The organism is Quyinboa ferrireducens (genome assembly GCF_042436675.1).
Classification (GTDB): Bacteria; Bacteroidota; Bacteroidia; order Bacteroidales; family UBA5342; genus JBHJHP01.
Genome location: NZ_JBHMVA010000019.1, coordinates 41,557 through 60,688, shown reverse-complemented (window position 1 = coordinate 60,688; position 19,132 = coordinate 41,557). Strand labels below are relative to the sequence as shown.

General features: G+C 40.0%; 14 protein-coding genes. 2 read left to right on the top strand and 12 right to left on the bottom strand.

Annotated elements, in window-relative coordinates; genetic code table 11:
* Positions 1 to 5: 5 nt before the first annotated feature.
* The 3 genes from leuS to ACE01N_RS18900 form a co-directional block, all read right to left on the bottom strand.
* The gene (leuS, locus tag ACE01N_RS18910; RefSeq protein WP_380592349.1) at positions 6 to 2,663 is read right to left on the bottom strand and encodes a leucine--tRNA ligase; all 2,658 of its coding nucleotides are present in this window, start codon (positions 2,661 to 2,663) and stop codon (positions 6 to 8) included.
* 231 nt (positions 2,664 to 2,894) lie between these two features.
* Positions 2,895 to 3,134, bottom strand: coding sequence for a T9SS type A sorting domain-containing protein (locus ACE01N_RS18905; protein WP_375726338.1), 240 nt, complete (start codon positions 3,132 to 3,134; stop codon positions 2,895 to 2,897).
* Complete coding sequence (locus ACE01N_RS18900) at positions 3,118 to 3,378, bottom strand: hypothetical protein (RefSeq protein WP_380592347.1); 261 nt, start codon at positions 3,376 to 3,378, stop codon at positions 3,118 to 3,120. The genes ACE01N_RS18905 and ACE01N_RS18900 overlap by 17 nt, the downstream gene beginning before the upstream one ends.
* Positions 3,379 to 3,849: 471 nt before the next feature.
* Here ACE01N_RS18900 and mnmE point away from each other — a divergent pair, with 471 nt between their 5' ends.
* A complete protein-coding gene (gene mnmE / locus ACE01N_RS18895; protein ID WP_380592345.1) occupies positions 3,850 to 5,250 on the top strand; it encodes a tRNA uridine-5-carboxymethylaminomethyl(34) synthesis GTPase MnmE in 1,401 nt (466 codons plus the stop codon).
* 48 nt (positions 5,251 to 5,298) lie between these two features.
* On the opposite strand, the gene ACE01N_RS18890 is transcribed toward mnmE, so the two are convergent.
* The 3 genes from ACE01N_RS18890 to ACE01N_RS18880 form a co-directional block, all read right to left on the bottom strand.
* Positions 5,299 to 6,165, bottom strand: coding sequence for an ATP-grasp fold amidoligase family protein (locus ACE01N_RS18890; protein WP_380592343.1), 867 nt, complete (start codon positions 6,163 to 6,165; stop codon positions 5,299 to 5,301).
* A gap of 349 nt (positions 6,166 to 6,514) precedes the next feature.
* Positions 6,515 to 6,817 (bottom strand): hypothetical protein, encoded by a 303-nt coding sequence (locus tag ACE01N_RS18885; protein ID WP_380592341.1) that lies wholly within the window; start codon positions 6,815 to 6,817, stop codon positions 6,515 to 6,517.
* 43 nt (positions 6,818 to 6,860) lie between these two features.
* A complete protein-coding gene (locus ACE01N_RS18880; protein WP_380592339.1) occupies positions 6,861 to 8,081 on the bottom strand; it encodes an MFS transporter in 1,221 nt (406 codons plus the stop codon).
* Between the two features lie 296 nt (positions 8,082 to 8,377).
* Between ACE01N_RS18880 and ACE01N_RS18875 the strand changes: the two genes are divergently transcribed.
* The gene (locus tag ACE01N_RS18875) at positions 8,378 to 9,826 is read left to right on the top strand and encodes a TrkH family potassium uptake protein (protein ID WP_380592337.1); all 1,449 of its coding nucleotides are present in this window, start codon (positions 8,378 to 8,380) and stop codon (positions 9,824 to 9,826) included.
* Between the two features lies 1 nt (position 9,827).
* Here ACE01N_RS18875 and ACE01N_RS18870 read toward each other — a convergent pair whose 3' ends face one another.
* The 6 genes from ACE01N_RS18870 to ACE01N_RS18845 all read right to left on the bottom strand — a co-directional run bounded on the left by ACE01N_RS18870 (position 9,828) and on the right by ACE01N_RS18845 (position 19,078).
* A complete protein-coding gene (locus ACE01N_RS18870; RefSeq protein WP_380592335.1) occupies positions 9,828 to 10,904 on the bottom strand; it encodes a sensor histidine kinase in 1,077 nt (358 codons plus the stop codon).
* Positions 10,905 to 11,479: 575 nt separating this feature from the next.
* On the bottom strand, positions 11,480 to 14,101 hold the full coding sequence (locus tag ACE01N_RS18865) for a YCF48-related protein (protein ID WP_380592334.1): 2,622 nt from the start codon (positions 14,099 to 14,101) through the stop codon (positions 11,480 to 11,482).
* A gap of 254 nt (positions 14,102 to 14,355) precedes the next feature.
* Positions 14,356 to 15,612, bottom strand: coding sequence for an NAD(P)/FAD-dependent oxidoreductase (locus ACE01N_RS18860; protein WP_380592332.1), 1,257 nt, complete (start codon positions 15,610 to 15,612; stop codon positions 14,356 to 14,358).
* A 6-nt stretch (positions 15,613 to 15,618) separates the two neighbouring features.
* Positions 15,619 to 16,632, bottom strand: coding sequence for a 4-hydroxyproline epimerase (locus tag ACE01N_RS18855; RefSeq protein WP_380592330.1), 1,014 nt, complete (start codon positions 16,630 to 16,632; stop codon positions 15,619 to 15,621).
* A gap of 72 nt (positions 16,633 to 16,704) precedes the next feature.
* Positions 16,705 to 18,183: an aldehyde dehydrogenase (NADP(+)) gene (locus ACE01N_RS18850; protein ID WP_380592328.1), complete on the bottom strand. Its 1,479-nt coding sequence runs from the start codon at positions 18,181 to 18,183 to the stop codon at positions 16,705 to 16,707.
* A gap of 1 nt (position 18,184) precedes the next feature.
* Positions 18,185 to 19,078, bottom strand: a complete 894-nt coding sequence (locus tag ACE01N_RS18845) for a dihydrodipicolinate synthase family protein (RefSeq protein ID WP_380592326.1) — start codon at positions 19,076 to 19,078, stop codon at positions 18,185 to 18,187.
* Positions 19,079 to 19,132: the final 54 nt, after the last annotated feature.

Below are 19,132 nucleotides of genomic sequence, written 5' to 3'. Positions count from 1 at the left end.
CTTCTCTATTTCACAACGATGTTGATAATTTTCTTTGGAACGATAATCACCTTCATCACCTGCTTCCCTTCAATCCATTTCTGTGACCGCTCATGCTCCAGTACTGTTTTTTCCATGACCATCTTATCTTCATCCACAGGGAATTCAATCGTAAACCTCATCTTCCCATTGAATGACACCGGATACTCATAAGTGTTTTCCACCAGGTAACTTTCGTTTACCTCAGGCCATGGTTCATAAGCCAGTGTTTCTTCACCACCGTACATCTGCCACAGTTCTTCAGCTAAATGCGGAGCATATGGCGACAGCACCAAAGCGAATGTCCTCGCCGTTTCTTTTGTAACAGTCTTTTTCTTATATGCCAGGTTAATGAAAACCATTAACTGAGAAATTGCGGTATTAAATTTCATACTTTCAATATCAGACCCCACTTTTTTAATGGTCTGATGCAATCCCTTCAGCACCTCAGCATCTTCCTCGCCGTCAACAATGTTTTTCGGGTCAGTAAAGAACCGGTGCACCCTGCCCAAAAAATTAAACACACCTTTAACGCCCTGCTCCGACCATGGCTTTGTGGCATCCAGTGGTCCCATAAACATTTCGTACAACCGCAGACTGTCCGCACCATAATTATGGACCACATCGTCTGGATTTACAACATTCTTGAGCGATTTGGACATTTTTGCCACAATCTGGTTCAGCTCCTCTCCTGTTTCAGTATGGTAAAATTTACCATCCTTCTCTTCAACAAGATCTGAGGCAACTTTTGAACCAGCCTGGGTTTCATACGCAAATGCCAGAATCATCCCCTGATTATAAAGCCTCTGGAACGGCTCGTCAGTGGAAACCACGCCCAGATCAAAAAGCACTTTATGCCAGAAACGGCTGTACAACAAGTGCAGCACTGCATGTTCAGCTCCACCTACATACAGATCGACCGGCATCCAGTAGTTTTCTTTCACCTTATCAAAAGGAGCTTCCTCATTTTTTGGATCAATATAACGCAGATAATACCAGCATGAACCAGCCCACTGTGGCATTGTATTGGTCTCACGGCGACCTTTACGTCCGTTTTTATCCGTTACATTTAACCAATCACCGGCATTTGACAACGGAGATTCACCGCCATCGCCTGGCTGATATTTCTCAACTTTTGGTAATTGTAATGGCAGCTGTTCCGTTTCCAATACCGAGACCTCTCCGTCTTCCCAGTGAATCACAGGAAATGGTTCCCCCCAATATCTTTGACGGCTGAAAAGCCAGTCGCGTAATTTATAATTAACCGCGCCTTTTCCAAGACCTTTGGATTCAAGCCAGTTAATCACAGTTCTAATACCTTCTTTTTTGCTCTTACCGTTAATATTTAATCCATTCGATTCGTTTACCGAATTAATATAAGCGCCATCCTCCGTCCAGCAGGCTTCACCTGCCAAAACAGCATTGCGATTCTCTGCAGCTTCTCCCGGATCCAGGATACAAACGACAGGAATATCAAATTTCTTTGCAAATTCAAAATCACGGGTATCATGCGCCGGAACAGCCATAATAGCACCGGTTCCGTATCCCATCAACACATAATCGGCCACCCAAACAGGGATACTCTTTCCATTAACAGGATTAATGGCATACCTTCCGGTAAATACACCGGTTTTCTCCTTTGCCAGTTCTGTTCTGTCAAGATCCGATTTCAACGCCGCCGCTTTCACGTATGCCTCAACAGCCTCCTTTTGATCAGCAATCGTAATCTTATCCAACAATTCGTGTTCCGGTGCCACAACCATATACGTGGCTCCAAAAAGTGTATCAGGACGTGTAGTGTAAACCCTGAGTTTATCCTCCATGCCATCCAGCTGAAAATCAACTTCAGCCCCCAGCGATTTTCCAATCCAGTTTTTCTGCATGTCCTTTACACCTTCCGGCCAGTCCAGTTGCTCAAGCCCCTGGAGCAGGCGTTCGGCATAATGCGGAATACGCAACATCCATTGTTTTAAGTTTTTACGCACGACCTCTTTGGTTCCGCATTTTTCATGCGACCCGTCATTTAAAACTTCCTCGTTGGCACAAACAGTCTTACAATGGTTACAATACCAAACCTGGGCATTGTCATAATATGCCAGTCGTTTTTCTGAAATATAAGCTTTTACAGCTTCATCTCCCTCATTCTTAACATTTTCCGGGATCTCCAATTCAGATATCGGACGCCCTTTCTGCTGTTCTTCATCAAACCATGTGTTGTAAAGCTGAATAAAAATCCATTGTGTCCACTTAAAATATGCCGGATCGGTGGTATTAATCTCACGGTCCCAGTCATAACTTAATCCAAGAGATTTAATCTGACGGCGAAAATTATCGCAGTTCTTTTGCGTGGTAATGGAAGGATGCGTACCTGTTTGAATAGCATACTGTTCTGCAGGTAGTCCAAATGCATCCCACCCCATTGGATGTAACACATTGAATCCTTTCATTCTCTTATACCGCGAAATAATATCCGTGGCAGTATAACCTTCCGGATGTCCTACATGCAAACCGGCTCCCGAAGGATATGGAAACATATCGAGGATATAGTATTTTTCTTTTGTAAAATCGTCAGGTGTCTTAAACGTTTTATGTTCTTCCCAGTATGCCTGCCATTTCTTTTCCAGCTCAGTAAAATTGTATTCCATTACGTTCGTGCGCTTAAATATTTAAAGTGCGCAAAATTAATGAATCTTTAGCAAATAGACGAAGCATAACAGATTATAATAATCCTTCTAATAAAGAAGACTTTAAATGAAAACCAAAGCCTGTTACCCATAGCTGAGAACCGATGTAAAAGATCAACAACGCTTTAAAATAATAAAGGCCCTGCGAATGCAGAGCCTTTCAATCACTAATTAAAAACCTTTCTACGTTAATCACTCTTTAATCACCTTTACAACTTTTTTAACCCCCATCATACTGGTTATGGTTACTATATATAATCCACTATGCAGATTATTCAGATACAGTTGCTGAAACCCCGAAACATCACTCAATGACTTTACAAGGCTCCCTGTAATATCATATATGTGAACCATATATTTTATATTTCCTGATAATGAAATCGATACCTCCCCCTTTGTAGTGGTGGGATATACACTAACGTCTTCGTTCATAGCTTTGTGATTTATCTGGTTTCTCTACACGTACAACGCTCATCATACTTGTCACATTCACTAAAAAAACTCCATCGCTCAGTTTATTAACATTCAGAAGATGTGAACTGGGCTCATCGGATAAACAATTTGTTAAATTACCATATTCATCGATATTATGAACCAAATATTTAATATTCCCTGCCAAAGATAACTTTTCGTTAGCTCTTGCAATCGCCGGGTATATTTTAATATCATTTTTCATCTCTGAGTGGTGGATTAATAATTATTTCAAGTCAAAGATATGTTATATTTTATTTATTTCAAAATATTTTTAACGTTTTATTAACTTATAATGTATTTTTTATTTACAATAACACAATATTAAATACACAATAAAATCATAACACACTCATTTATTGATAAATAAATTAAATATCACATATTTCAAAATATATTTCGCAGACTAAAAAAATATTTATCCACTTAACAATTAATCATAACCCTTCATTAAATGTTAACATTAAGCCTTATATATGATTAATATTTTGTTAAATACAAAAACAAAACAGAATATATTAACATTTTGAAATCAAAAGAATGAATACAAGTGTTTCCGCATCAGACAATTAACTATAAATTAAACTCAAAACAAGCTTTAATCCGGCTTTCTAATCCAACAAATAAAGATTATTACATTACGGTTGAGAATGATTATTTTTGTAAAAAAAGGAAGATGCAGCTGTTTGACGCCACCATATGTGCTATAGCCACTGCTCATGGCAGCGGAGCCATTGCAACCATTAGAATTTCGGGGAAAGAAGCTTTTTTAATCACAGATAAAATATTTAAAAGTGCTTCGGGGAAATCTGTATCGGATCAAAAACATGCAACCATTCATTTTGGTGATATCATTACAGAAAAGGGAGTTATTATTGACGAGGTACTTGTATCTGTGTTTAAAAGTCCTACGTCATATACCGGAGAAGACAGCATTGAAATTTCCTGTCACGGGTCACTTTATATACAGCAACAAATTCTTGAATTACTCCTGAAGAACGGAGCCGAAATGGCTCATCCCGGAGAATTCACGCAGCGGGCGTTCATGAATGGGAAAATGGACCTTTCGCAGGCAGAAGCAGTAGCCGATCTTATTGCTTCATCCTCAAGAGCTGCACATAAGCTGGCGATGCATCAGATGCGAGGTGGATTTGCAGAGGAGTTGACCAAACTGAGAAACGAATTACTCAAGTTTGGTTCATTGGTGGAACTTGAACTTGATTTTGCAGAGGAAGATGTTGAATTTGCAGATCGGACAGAATTAAGAAACCTGGCCGAAGTCATCAGGAACCACATCCAAGGCCTTGCTGACAGTTTTCAGCTAGGAAATGCCATTAAAAACGGTATTCCGGTTGCCATTGTTGGTGAAACTAATGTTGGGAAATCGACACTTCTGAACACTATTCTGAACGAAGAAAAAGCCATCGTTTCTGAAATTCATGGCACTACCAGAGATGTGATTGAAGATTTGGCAAATATAAAAGGTGTGCAGTTCAGGTTTATAGATACAGCCGGCATACGTCATACGGAAGACACCATTGAAAATCTGGGAATAGAAAGAACATTCAGGAAACTGGAACAAGCTCAGATAGTACTGTTACTCATCGATTCACGACAAAGACTGTCCCGCATTGAAGAAATGCTGCATAAGGTGCGCGAAAAGATTACACATCAGCGGCTGATCATTATAGGAAATAAAATTGATGCTGTTTCTTCAGAAGAGATGCGGTCCCTGACGCATGACCTGCGATTAATTGATAATGAGGAAATTGTACTTATATCTGCCAAGTATAAAACCAATATCGATAAACTGGAAAAGCTTTTGCTGGAAACGGTCTCCCTTGAAAAAATTGACTCTAACGAATTAATAGTAACCAACCTGCGCCATTACGAAATTCTGAAAAAATCGCTTAAGGCTATTAAACGCGTAGAAGACGGTTTGGATTCAGGCATTTCAGGCGACTTTCTTGCACAGGACATAAGGGAATGCATGCATTACTTAGGTGAAATAACCGGACAAATCTCAACTGACGATATGCTGGGCTATATATTTGCGCATTTCTGTATCGGGAAGTAGCTGCCTTAAAAACTAATCCCTAAAATTTTATTCTTATGCAACAACTATTTACAAACCACCTATTTCTATTTCAGAGCTTACTTGTTTGAATTCAAATACATTTCCTTTAATATGCAAATCAAGTTTTTGCCCAAGCATTAAATCCCACTCCGGTGGATATATGGGACATAGTCCTCCATCCTGATGAAATGTAATTTCACCCATATATAATTTACCCTCAACAATGTACCAATCTATTCTTGCACAAAGAAACGGTGCTGCCAGAATTTCAGAGAGTTCAATCATTCTTTCAAACTGAGCAGGTTTAGGAAGCTCATAATCAGTTGGAAATCCTATTTTATGGCCATCATGTACTGATGGCCATAAAAAGGGTGCCTTTTCCCAGTCCTTTATATAAAAATTTCGTTTATAGTTTGATGTTCCCCTATCTATATGGACATGAGCAACATTGTATTTCCCATTAAAACAAAGTATTTTATAATCGAACGGTAACCCACCTTTATCATTTGTCAAAAGCTTTTCAACTATTATTCTGCGCTCAATATTTTTGTATTGCCATTCATTTGATTTATTATAGTAATTTATTTTTAAGCGTTTCTTTAAAATATTATGCAATTCTTTCCAGTTAACCTTCGACTTATCTTTAATAATATAACCACCCCCACTATCATGATTAGTTTTAATAATTACAGGGAAATCAGGTATTGCTGATTCATTTATATCTTCAATGCGCTTTGTCGTAAATACTATTGGAACTAAATATTCTTCGCCAATTTTCTTTCGAACATAATTTCTCATTTTATACTTATCTGCACAAATTGTATGTAAAGGTGTTCGATCATTAAGTTTAAGCCAATTAATTTTTTCATTAAGCGTCTTGGGATTTTTTAAATCAGGAAAACTACCAAAATTCATAAAATAACTCAATTTTATCTTAAACTTTGAAGACATTAACTTAGTACTCGTATTAAAAATACAGACAACTGGATACAGAATTATACCCAATTTTTTCTTTTGATAAAATTGTTTAGTATTGTTAATTATCTCTATAACTTTCATTTAAAGAATGTTGTTTGTTTTGCGAACAATAATGAGCTTTCTTAGGTAATTGACGTTCTCTATGTTTTAAAAATATAAATTATTACCAGAAAAGATATATTTCACTTAAAAATTTATGGTTTTTACCCATAAAATCATCTAAATAAAAACAACAAATCAACAGTATAATCCTGCCTTAAAAGAATCTTTTGTTGTTTGTCAGGCTTCATATTAACGGACTGAAGAATTCAACCTTTCCGCACTTCGGACACAGATAAAGTTCAAAACTTTCCTTGTTAACTAAAAGTTCAAACAAACCCCCAAGGACTCCGGTATTAAATCCTTCGTGAAATTTATAAACACCGGAATATTTCATTTTAACATCACAGCGCAGGCAATTAAGGTTCCTGTGACCTTCATCAAATTCTTCCTCCGGTATTATTTCCTCATCGGTCAGACTGTAATTGCAGTTCCAGCACAGGTTAAAATTATCTTCCAGTTCAGCGTTACAATTGGGGCAATTTTTCATATCATTTGCATTTTGTTTCTGAGAGATAAAGATAACAAACAAATCACTTTTGACAATTCATCTTTCGGATAAAGTACAGTGAGCTGATTACGATAACAATGAACAATCCAAAGAAAGTAGCGAATCCCATTTTCTGGATCAACCAACCGCCAAGCAACGGAAAAACAGCCGGCAATATATTTCCGGCTCCTGCAAAACCTGCATATAAAGCCCTATTTTCATTTCCTGACACTTCCAGCAGCACACCATTCATACTTATATTGTAGAGCGAAAAAATGATTCCTCCGATGATAAAAAGATACCGGATTGCAACGAGGTCATTTATAAACAAGACAAGCGAAGCCAGCAAAACGGACAGGATCACATTAGTGATCAGCATGTACTTGTATTTTACTTTTCCCGAAAATATCAGCACAAAAACACTCACCAGAACAACACCGATAATCTTATTAAAAAGGAAATTTCCGGTATCTGCACTGTCAGCATTAAACATAGTTTTGGCATACAATACAACAAATGGCAAAAAGGATATGGCTATTCCCTGTGTATTAATAAAGCCCAGAAAATATATCAGCTTTTCATTCTGCTTTATCTCAGTTTTCATCACCCTGAAGAAATCGGTTAAGCTACTGATCTTCATATGCGAACTGACGTGTTCTTTTATGCTCCAGAATCCTCCGGATGCCGTTAACAGGAGTACTCCACCAATTAAAAACGTATACGCATAATTAACCGGGAAGGCCCTGGAAGTAATAATCTGTTTTGCTGCAAAAGCAGAAACTAATACCGCTACACCTATAATAATCTGCCTCAAAGAAAAAAACCTCTTGCGTTTTTCGGCATTTATCGATTTCCCGACGATGTCCACATAAGCAATATTTGCAAATGCGCCGCCCAGAGCAAACAAAGATATCAGTGCAAATATCAGATACAGTATAATGCCGGAATGCTGACCTGAGAGGTAAAACAGGATCAGTCCGAGACTTATTAAAGCCAGAACCCTGGCATTTATGCCTATAAGAAGAATTCCTTTTTTATACGGTCGGTTACTGATAAATGGCGCAAAAAACAGTTGTGTAAAACTTGAGCCTCCCATTAAGATAGCTGTCATTAAACCGATATGAAAAGCATTTCCACCCGCTTCAACCAGCATGGCAGGAATAACGGTGTCTACATCCATAAAACTTTGTGCCAAAGCCAGAAATGCGGCATGCCAGATAAACGCTTTAAAATTGTGTGTGGATATTTTTACAGGAATCTGCATTATAGTAAAAGTTAATGAGAAAATACTCGGTACAAAAATACTCAGAATGTGCGTATAAGCAACTTCGCACAACACATAGTCAAAATGAACATAATTATTTGATTATAAAAACATTAACCAAAACAACAGTTAGCCATATATTTTCCTTTAGTGATTTAATGGAAAAGTTTTTAACTAAACTTTCTATACAAAAACGTCTATAAAAATAAAATAGAACTAACTTTGCAACACCTTATATTTCGGGTACTACGAAAGAGATCTTTCTTAAACGAAGAAAGATAATTTGTGACAGAATTATGAGTAAAGTAAACTCAAGGATAGTATTAAAGGTTTTAAGCAGGAATTTATTAATAATAGCTGGTGCAATGCTTAGCTGTGTTGGCGTTGCTCTCCATTACCATGAAGATGTCCTGCCGTTTTTATATACTTTTTTAATTGCTTTTACACCTGGATTAATCTTCTTTTTAATTTCCAGACGAACCGGTTCAGATATTAACGTTAGTAAAAGGGAAGCATATGTAACCGTAACCTTATCATGGCTTATCATTGCCTTTTTCGGTTGTTTGCCCTACATCATTTCAGGTTCGATCCCAAATTTTGTAAATGCATTCTTTGAATCCGTTTCAGGCTTCACAACCACCGGATCATCAATTTTGACAGATATAGAAGCACTTCCAAAATCCATTCTTTTCTGGCGCAGCCTGACGCACTGGATTGGCGGTATTGGTATCATTGTGCTGGTAATTGTAGTTATGCCAACACTTCATCTCGGTGGTTACCATCTATTTACCCTGGAATCTTCGTTACAGGAAAAAATACAGCCAAAGATTAAATCGGTAGGGTTACGCCTGCTTTACATTTACTTGTTTCTAACCTTTGCAGAAGTAATTTTTCTCCTGTTCGGACACATGCCGCTTTTTGACAGTGTGTGCCATGCATTTGGAACGGTTGCCACAGGAGGATTTTCACCTAAGAACACCAGTATAGCCGAATACTCTCCTTATATACAGTATGTTATTATGGTTTTCATGCTGCTGGCGGGAACCAATTTTGTGGTTCATTACTTTATTGTTAAAGGAAAATTTAAACGCATAGCCAATAATGATGAGTTAAAGTTCTATCTGCTAGTCGTATTGATTGTAGGACTACTGGTAACGATATCTCTTTATTTTAAAATGCATTTGCCGTTGGAAGAATCATTCAGGGCAGCATTCTTTCAGGTTATTTCAATTGTTACATGCACCGGTTTTGCATCAGCTGACTACCTTACATGGCCTGTATTTGCATGGGTTTTGATATTCTTTGCTATGTTTCTGGGAGGTAGCACAGGATCAACAGCAGGTGGAATTAAGATGGTTCGCCACTTAATTGTGTTCCGTAATATCAAGCGGGTATTCAGGCAGCTTTTATCAACCAATGCCGTAATCCCCGTTAAGCTGAACAAAACGCCGTTAACTGAAGAAACAAATAACTCCATTCTCACTTTTGTTACGGTGTATCTTATGGTATTTGTGGCCGGCAGTTTAACCATGATAGCCCTTGGGCTGGATGACAGAACTTCTGTGAGTGCAGTTGCTACATGTATGGCAGGTATCGGACCAGGTTTAGGTACGGTTGGCCCTGTAAGTAATTTCGCTCATTTACCGGAGGCTGCTAAACTGGTACTCACCTTTTTGATGATTGTTGGTCGTTTGGAAATTTATACCATTCTGTCGCTCTTTTCGCGATCCTTCTGGACGAACTAAATTATATGTTCGACTGATCACCGTTTAACGTAACGGTTACCTTTGTTCCTTTTCCCTGTACGCTGTCAATGTGTATTGAACCGTTATTTAACTGCACAAATTCTTTACAAAGAACCAAACCCAGTCCTGTTCCAATCTCGTTTTCTGTTCCTGGCGTTGAGATGACCTTTGCCGGATCAAAAATAGTCTCCAGTCTGCTGGAGGCAATCCCAACACCTGTATCTGTTACTTTTATCAGGATCTTATTATGTTCAGTTTTGACTGCTGTAACATTTACAAGTCCGTCCGATCGTGTAAATTTAAGTGCATTGGATATTAAATTACGCATAACCATTTTAACCATATTCCGATCGGCATAAACAGTTATTTCCGGATCAATTGATACATCCAGTGTAATCCTCTTTTTATGCACTATAATCAGCAGTGCATTTAAAACCTTATTCACGATGTCGTTCAATTTGAAAACCTCAAAATAAATCTTCTGCTTCTCAAACTGAATTTTTGACCAGTTTAAGAGATCTTCCATTAAAGCATTTATATGGTCCACCTCAGCATATAATACTTTCAGCTGCTCCTTATCCGGTAAATCATCTTCATCAATATACACCTGAAGCAATTCCTTAATACTTCCCAGTGGTGCTTTTAAATCGTGAGAGATTATAGAAAGGTACTTATCCTTATTTCTGTTCAGATCCTCCAGCTTTTTATTGTACTGAGCAAGATCACTATTCAGGCCCCGAATTTTCTTTTTACCTTTCAGATTGGTTCTAAGAAGATATATCAGCCAAATTGCGAAAACACTCAGAAAAATCACCAACCATCTTTGTATAATAATAATACTCCTGTTCTTTTTACTCTCAGCAGTCAATTCAATCACCATATTCGGATCCATATTTTCTGCTATATTATTTCCTGTCAGGAAATAAGTATTTTGGGTAAACAGAACCTGTTTACTTTCCTTTATATTTTCGGTCTGAAACCTGCGTCCATAAATATCAAAATTATCCGCAGTATATTCCGCTGTAAAATCCCCGAAAATTAGAAAGACGATACTACAAAGTAATTTAACTACATTCATCCTAAACTCTCATGTAATTTAAAAAAACTAGCTAATACAGCGATATTCTCAGTATTAAATTACTATATAATGACAACGTTATTCCAGACTATACTTATATATATTACCGTTGAATTTTTAAATCACCCTACTTTTTTTATTATTATTTAATCTAAATCAAATAATAAAATAACATACATTTAATGATAACTTACGCTTTAAAATATTAATTTTGAAAACATTAGCTAAACACTCACTTTGTACATCTCCAAGATTTATCTCACCAGTTTTATTTTTCACTTGCGGATATAATTAGCTTGACCAAATACGCATGAAAAAGAAATTGAGCGAAATATTATATTACAAAACGAACTGCATCAGAAGTTTTGATTACAAATCATATAAGATTCAAAAATTAACCTGTCAACAACCGGATCAACCCTCCAAGGGGGACTTTTTTATATTAATCCATAAAACTTTCAATAGTTTGGGTTAAACGACTCGTTATACAATTACTATCAATTAAGTTGCCCTATAGTGGTGTCTGCTGTAAAGAGTTACAAACAGACACCACTTTTAATATCACAATTTTATTCTTAAAGTTCTTTATTTATAAGGATCAATTTTCTTAGCAGGCTGTGCTCTCCAACTTTTAGACGGTAAAAATAAACCCCCGGGCTTAATTCTGAACCATCCATTTCAACTGCATATGTTCCCGGTGACATTTGCTGGTCTAGCAAAGTCATAGTCTTTTGTCCTTTAATGTTGAAAACTTCTAACGTAGTATGGCCGGAAATTTGGCTTACCCATTCTATTCTGGTCCGATCAGAAAATGGATTAGGTACATTTTGAAATAATTGCACACTGTGTGATGCCAGGTAAGTATCATCAATTTTATTTGAAACTGTTTTTTCATATAAGGGCCTTATGCCCCAGGCTTTAAGGGTCCCCTGATTACCGGGTTCGCTATCATACACAGTCAATGTCCATTCCCCATTTGGATCCATGCCGTTAAAGGCAGATAAGGTATTATATGGCTTGAAATTTCCGTAAAATGGTGCTTTTCCATCAGTAATAATACCTGTTTCTGAATCTGAAAGTTGTGTCCATATGAAATTCTCGCCCTGATCTGTCACATGGTAAACAACCAGAACTTTAACATTAGCATGTGATAAGTATATTTCAAGATCACTCACTCTTGAATGGATAATTGTATCAAGCATCAGTTCCAAACCTGTTATTTTATATTCTTCGCTGGAATTATTAAGCTTCGATACATTTTCATTTTTCATTATTGTCCCCACAACATCTAAATTAATAGTACTTGTTGTTTCTTCATTATCACGTATCATGAGCCCTAATCCATTTTCCAGGAACGTTCCTGACGGATGCTTAAATCCACCATTAGTGGTTTTCAGTATGGTTCCTGCTTCTCCTCCAACCCAACCCATGTTTTCATCAAGAAAAAATACGGCACTCAAAAGATTAGAAGCAACACCGGTGATCTGTTTATGCCAGGATTGTCCTCCATCCATTGAGTGTAGAATCATCCCCTGATCACCAACCACCCATCCCTGGTTCGGATCAATGAAAAAGATATCGTTGAATGATTTATCCACACCGCTCTCAACTTCCTGCCATGTTTCACCTCCGTCCGTTGTTCGCATGATAACCCCCAATACACCTGCCATCCATCCATGCATATCATCAATAAAAAATACCGATGCAAAACGAAATCCCTGAGATACATTGACATCATACCACTGCCAGGTTTCACCACCATTTGTGGTTCGAATCACAGAAGAATCCAATCCTGCGGCCCAACCTTTATTTTCATCAATAAAAAACACATCATGCATCGGGTTTCTGGAAGGATTGGTCTGTGCAACCCAGGTATTACCACCATTAGTTGTATGGGCTACTTCACCCCAATTGTCGCGACTCACGATCCAGCCGTTGTCTTCATCCACAAAATAAACGGAAGTTATCAGTCCTTTAATGGGACTTGTTTGTGTCGTCCAGTATTGCCCGCCACTGGTGGTGTGTAAAATCATTCCATATCTGCCAACGGCCCATCCCTCATTCTCATTAATAAAGAACACATCATTGAAAGAGTTCTCCACTTCCTTTTGTATGGTCCAGGTTTGACCGCCATCGGTAGTATGCAGGATAGTACCATCCTTCCTTGTGTCCCACTGGTAATCACTGGTTACGGCCCATCCTGTATCCTTATTTACAAACTGTATGGCCTGTACAAAGTTCCAGCACAAATCATTAACAATAGAAAATTCACTGTTCCAGCCATCATTTTTCAACATGATACCATGATCCCCAACAATCTGATAGGTGTAATCCTCAAGGGAAATCTTATCAACATCCCACAGGCTGTAGGGAACTTCAGATTCCATTGGTTCCCACACCCCATCGGTACCTTTTAAAATAGTTCCGTAATCACCTACAGCATAACCCGGTTCCCCGAGTTGCTTAACAATACTGTATAATCTGAAGGCCAAAGATTCATTTTCGTTCGTCCAGCTTGTTACATCCCATTCTTTGCTTAAGATTGTGCCTGAATGGCCACACAGATAGGAAACAGATGTTTCTGACATATCTATGCCCGTCAGATCCCATGAAGTTCCTGCAAAACCATTTGTCCACAGCTGTCCCCCGTTTGTGGTATAAATTAAAACGCCCTGATCCCCAACCAACCAGGCTTCGTTACAATGGTAAGCATTGATTTGGTTAAAGTTAACCCTGTGAGGTGGACTAACATTTTTCCATTCCGTTTCTCCGTCATAAGTGGATTTTATAACAGTTCCTTTATTCCCACAGGCCCATACACAAGCCTGCGAATGTGCAGACACAGAATTCAAATTTTCTGTAACACCACTTCTCTGCCGAATCCAGATTTGACCTTTATCATTTGTAAAAAAGACAGTCCCGTTATCACCAACAATCCAACCATGACCGTCAATGGAATTGACATATACATCGTTCAGATTTTCTGTTGTACCGATATCAACCACTTCCCAATAGTCACCCGGCATAACATGATGAATGACAGTTCCACCAGCACCGACGGCCCAATGTGATCCACTCATTGAAACAGCGTGCAGGCTGTTTCCCTGTGGTAAGGGATTTTGCCAAAACCAACCAGTTTGAGCGACTAAATAAAGGGATATAACACACAGAAGAGGAAGGATAATCAGCCGTTTCATATCATGGGGATTTTGAGGTTAGACCAACTATAATCAGCATTACAATTTACAACATTTAATACTGAATGTCAACAAATTAACCTTTTCCATCATGAAAGATACAAGAGGATCTTAAATCGGGAATCGTGAGTCGTCAAAAGTGAATCGTAAGTCGTGATAGTTAAGAAAAGATTCAGGTATATTGTGTTTTGAAGTACAGCAGTATTCGGCAATGAAAAACAATTACGCATGCTTCACTTCTCATTATTAATTGATTAAGAAAACCTGTCGGGATGCAGTTGATTCATATTAAAATCCGTTTTGTTTCCAGCAATCACATCGCTGATTATTTGCCCTGTTACCGGCCCAAGACTCATGCCCATCATGGCATGCCCGGTGGCAAAAAGCAGGTTATGTAGCTTTTGGGTTCTTCCGATAAACGGTACACCATCAGGACTTAAAGGTCTTAATCCCTCCCATATATTCAGTTTTTCTGCTTCGGCAGAAGGAATGGAAGGGATGGCATGATGCGTCCTGTCCAGCATCGCCTGCACTCTTCTTAATCTTACATGTCCGGTCTCACCACTAAACTCCATTCCGCTTCCCAGACGCAAACCATCTTTAAGCGGTGTTAAAGCAACCCGCGCTTCGGTCAGAATCACAGGTGTATGCAGTTTAACTGCGGAATCGACGAAGTCCGTACTGTATCCTTTCCCTGCAATGACCGGGAGTCTTATCCCGGCCATCTTTGCCAGATCAGATGATTTGGCGCCGGCAGCTATCACATATTCATCAGCTCTGAACACTTTATCTTTTGCCAATATGGATTCAATCCGGCCTTTTGAAGTAAGAATACGATCGATCTGAATACCGTCTCTGATGCCTACACCATCTTCAATCAGCCGGTTTCTTAGCCAGATCATATGCTTTTGCGGATGAATGTGGGCATCACTTTTGTATAAAACGGCACCGGCAATATTAAACTCAAGGTCCGGTTCAATTTCCTTTAATTCACCCGACCTGTAAATTTTGGTTTCAATGCCCAGCAAACCAGCCATCTCCGTCAGTTCGATCTCCTCCTTAAAGCCTTCCTCGCTGACTGAAGCCATCAATAAGCCATTTTCAACAAGATCTGATTGTGCCTCATATTTTAAGGTCAACAATTCATAGAGTTTTCTGCTCTGTTCGTTTAACTTATATAATGTGGGTGCAACTTCTCTGACCTGCTTTGAGTTAGCGGACCGGACAAATTTCATGAACCAGGGCAGTTTTTTAATATTCTTCGATAGGGGAAAGTAAACAGGGCCGGTTGGATCGAACAACATTTTCAGTCCCGCCTGCAACATGGATGGTGATGCCAGTGGAACAAAATGACTGGGCGTAATATAACCACAGTTGCCGAATGAGCAGTTTGAATAATCATCTTTCGCCCGGTCATCAATGACCTCAACTTCAAATCCTGCCTGACTCAGGAAAAAGGCGCAGTGCAAACCCACTGTACCTGCCCCGATTATAATTACTTTCTTCTTCATATACACTTACAGTTTACCTGCCACACGAAAACCGTGTGCATACGGATCGTCATCATCAATAATTATATGGTTATATCCGGTAACCATGGCCCAGCCTTCTATTGATGGCACGATGGCATCGAACTCAACTATTTTCACATGTTCCTCTACCCGGCCTGTAAACTGACTGCCAATGATACTTTCATGTAAAAATGTTGAACCAACATCCAGTTTTCCTTTTGAAAACCACTGTGCCATCCGGGCAGAAGTTCCGGTTCCGCAGGGACAGCGATCAATGGCCTTTTCACCATAAAATACGGCATTGCGTGCATCGGCTTCCTTACTCATAGTATCGCCGGTCCACAATACATGGCTCAGACCCGAAATTTTCTCATTTTGAGGATGAACAAAGGTATAGAGCTCATTCAGCCGTTTACGGATATCGCGGCTGAACGTGATCAGCTCATCTGCCGTAAAATTCTGCATCCCTGAGTAATTGGGCTGTTCATCCACAATGGCATAAAAATTTCCTCCGTACGCCACATCCACAGTCAGTTCTCCCAAATGCGGACTCACGACCTTAAGGCCTGCTTTATATAAAAACGAAGGGATATTTACAATCTTAACAGATGTAACCTTCCCTTTTTCATTCTGCTTATAATGGGCCAAAACAAGACCTGCAGGGGTTTCCAAACGCAGTTTTCCGGGCGTTTGAGGAGTAATCAGGCCCTCCTCAATGGCAATGGTCACGGTTCCTATGGTTCCATGTCCACACATAGGCAGGCACCCACTGGTTTCAATAAACAGAATCCCGGCATCGTTTTGCGGATTCTCAGGCGGAAAAATAAAACTGCCTGACATCTGCTCGTGCCCCCTTGGTTCAAACATAAGCCCGGTTCTGATCCAGTCGTATTCCTGCATAAAATGCTCCCGCTTCTCAAAAATGGACCTGCCTTTCAGGTTAGGTCCTCCACCGGCTACCACACGCACCGGATTACCGCATGTGTGCCCGTCAATACAGAAAAATGTACGCCTTGCCATAAATTGAAATTAATAATTTTACCCCTCCAACCTCCCCTAAAGGGGAGGCTTTTAACCTTTTTACAGAGAGAGTTATATTTTATCTTTTGTCCAAATATTGTTCACTACCCGCATGATATTCAGCGGATTGCCGTTTTTCAGTTCATCCGGCAGCAATGCATCCGGAAAATCCTGGTAACTGACAGGGCGGACGAAGCGCTTAACAGCCGATACGCCAACCGAAGTAAAACGGGCATCCGTACTGGCCGGATAAGGTCCGCCATGCTGCATCGCTGCACAGACCTCAACTCCGGTAGGAACACCGTTCAGCAACAGTCTGCCGCACTTTTGCAACAAGACTTCCACCACATCCTTCCGTTGAACAAGCTCTTCATTCGTCGCATGGACCGTTGCTGTAAGCTGGCCTTCAAGTGACTGTAGCACTTCTGAAAACTGTGCGTCAGTATCACAGGCCACAATCAGACTGAACGGCCCAAAGACTTCTTCATGCAGCGTTGGCTTAGCCATAAAATCAGAACCACTGACCATCGCCAGTACAGGCATTACCACATCCTGATCCGCCTCATCTGCACCACGCTCTATCAGTTTTACCTCAGAGTGTGTAAACATTTTATCTGCATTGAGCCTGTAATTCCGTAATACACTGTCGCTGAACATTTTTGCGCCCGAGGCAGTCTTCACCTGTGATGAAACCTGCTCTAAAAAGGCATTGAATCCGTCAGTGCGTGTTGTAATAATCAACCCCGGATTGGTACAAAACTGACCCGCATTCTGATTCACTGAAGCTACAAGCTTAGCTGCTATGGTTTCATAGTTATGCTTTAATGCTTCTTTAAGGATGACCACTGGATTCACACTCCCCATCTCTGCAAATACAGGAATGGGTTCATCGCGCTGTGCAGCCAGATTATACAAAGCTCTTCCCCCTTTTTGTGAACCGGTAAAACCAACCGCTTTGGTCATGGGATGTTGCACCAGCAACTGTCCCGACTCATAGGACGCATCCTGAATAAAACCAAACACCCCTTCAGGTAATCCGGCTTTCTCAACTGCTGTGCTAATGGCTCCGGCCACCAGTTCGCCTGTACGGGGATGCGCCGGATGGCCCTTTACCACAACAGGATTTCCACCGGCCAGGGCCGATGCGGTATCACCTCCGGCCACAGAAAAAGCCAAAGGAAAGTTGCCGGCACCAAAAACCACGACGGGACCGAGTGGAACCATCATTTTCCGGAGATCCGGTTTAGGAAGTGGTTCACGCTTCGGATCACCTACGTCAATTGTAGCTTCAAGCCATGAGCCTTCATCAAGCAGATCAGCAAACTTATTCAGTTGTCCGGTCGTTCGGCCCATCTCACCACGGACACGACCTTCCGGAAGAAAGGATTCCTGCATCACTGTCTCAACAAGTTCATCTCCCAGATTATTAATTTCGTCACTTACTGACCTCAAAAAAACAGCCCTTTGTCTTCCCGACAACGCACGGTATACCGGAAATGCTGCTGTCGCCTTTTCAAGTTTTGAATTTATGTTATCTTTTAATGTCTGCATCTTAAAATTTTGGTTTGTTTTTCAGTGCCTGTTCAATAATTCCAACAATCTTTTCCCGCTCAGAACCGGAGATCATCTGGCGTGGTGGTCTTACGTATTCGGTTCCGATACCGGTATAAACTTCAGCCAGTTTAATATACTGAACCAGTTTAGGATGAATATCCAACTCCAGAAGCGGCATAAACCAATGGTACAATTTGACTGCTTCATTAAACTTACCGGCTTTTGCCAGTTCGAATAAAACAACTGTTTCCCTGGGAAAGGCACAGACCAAACCGGCCACCAGGCCATCAGCTCCCAGCATTAATGTTTCCAGGCACAGCGTATCTACACCACCCATAATTTTAAAGCGTGAACCGAAGGCGTTGCGCATGCGAACCACATTGGTCACATCGCGTGTTGACTCCTTTACGGCTTCTATATTCGGAACATCTTTCAACTGTTCAAACATCGGAATGGTTATCTCAATTTTATAATCCACCGGATTATTGTATAAAAGGATGGGGAGCGATGTGGATTCAGCCACTTCCCTGAAATAAGCCACGGTTTCCTCTGCATCAGCCTTGTATAAAAGCGGAGGAAGCAACATCAATCCGTCTGCTCCGCCCTCTTCAGCAAGTCTGGCAGCTTCTATGGCCCTGACTGTACTTGACTCGGCAATATTCATAATAACCGGTACTTTCTTACGATAAGGCTGCAGGACCTCTACAAGTTTCAGTTTTTCCACTGCACTTAAGGTGCTGGATTCACCCAGTGAACCGCCCACGATAATGCCGGAAACTCCGGATTCTACCTGATAATCGATGTTTTTAAGAAATGCCGGGATATCCAGCTCTCCGTTCTCTTTAAACTTGGTTGTAATTGCCGGATATACACCGGTCCATGTTGGTTTCATATCGAAAAGAATTTTTGTTATTTATTCTGGTTCAAAATTACGAAGGGATTAAAG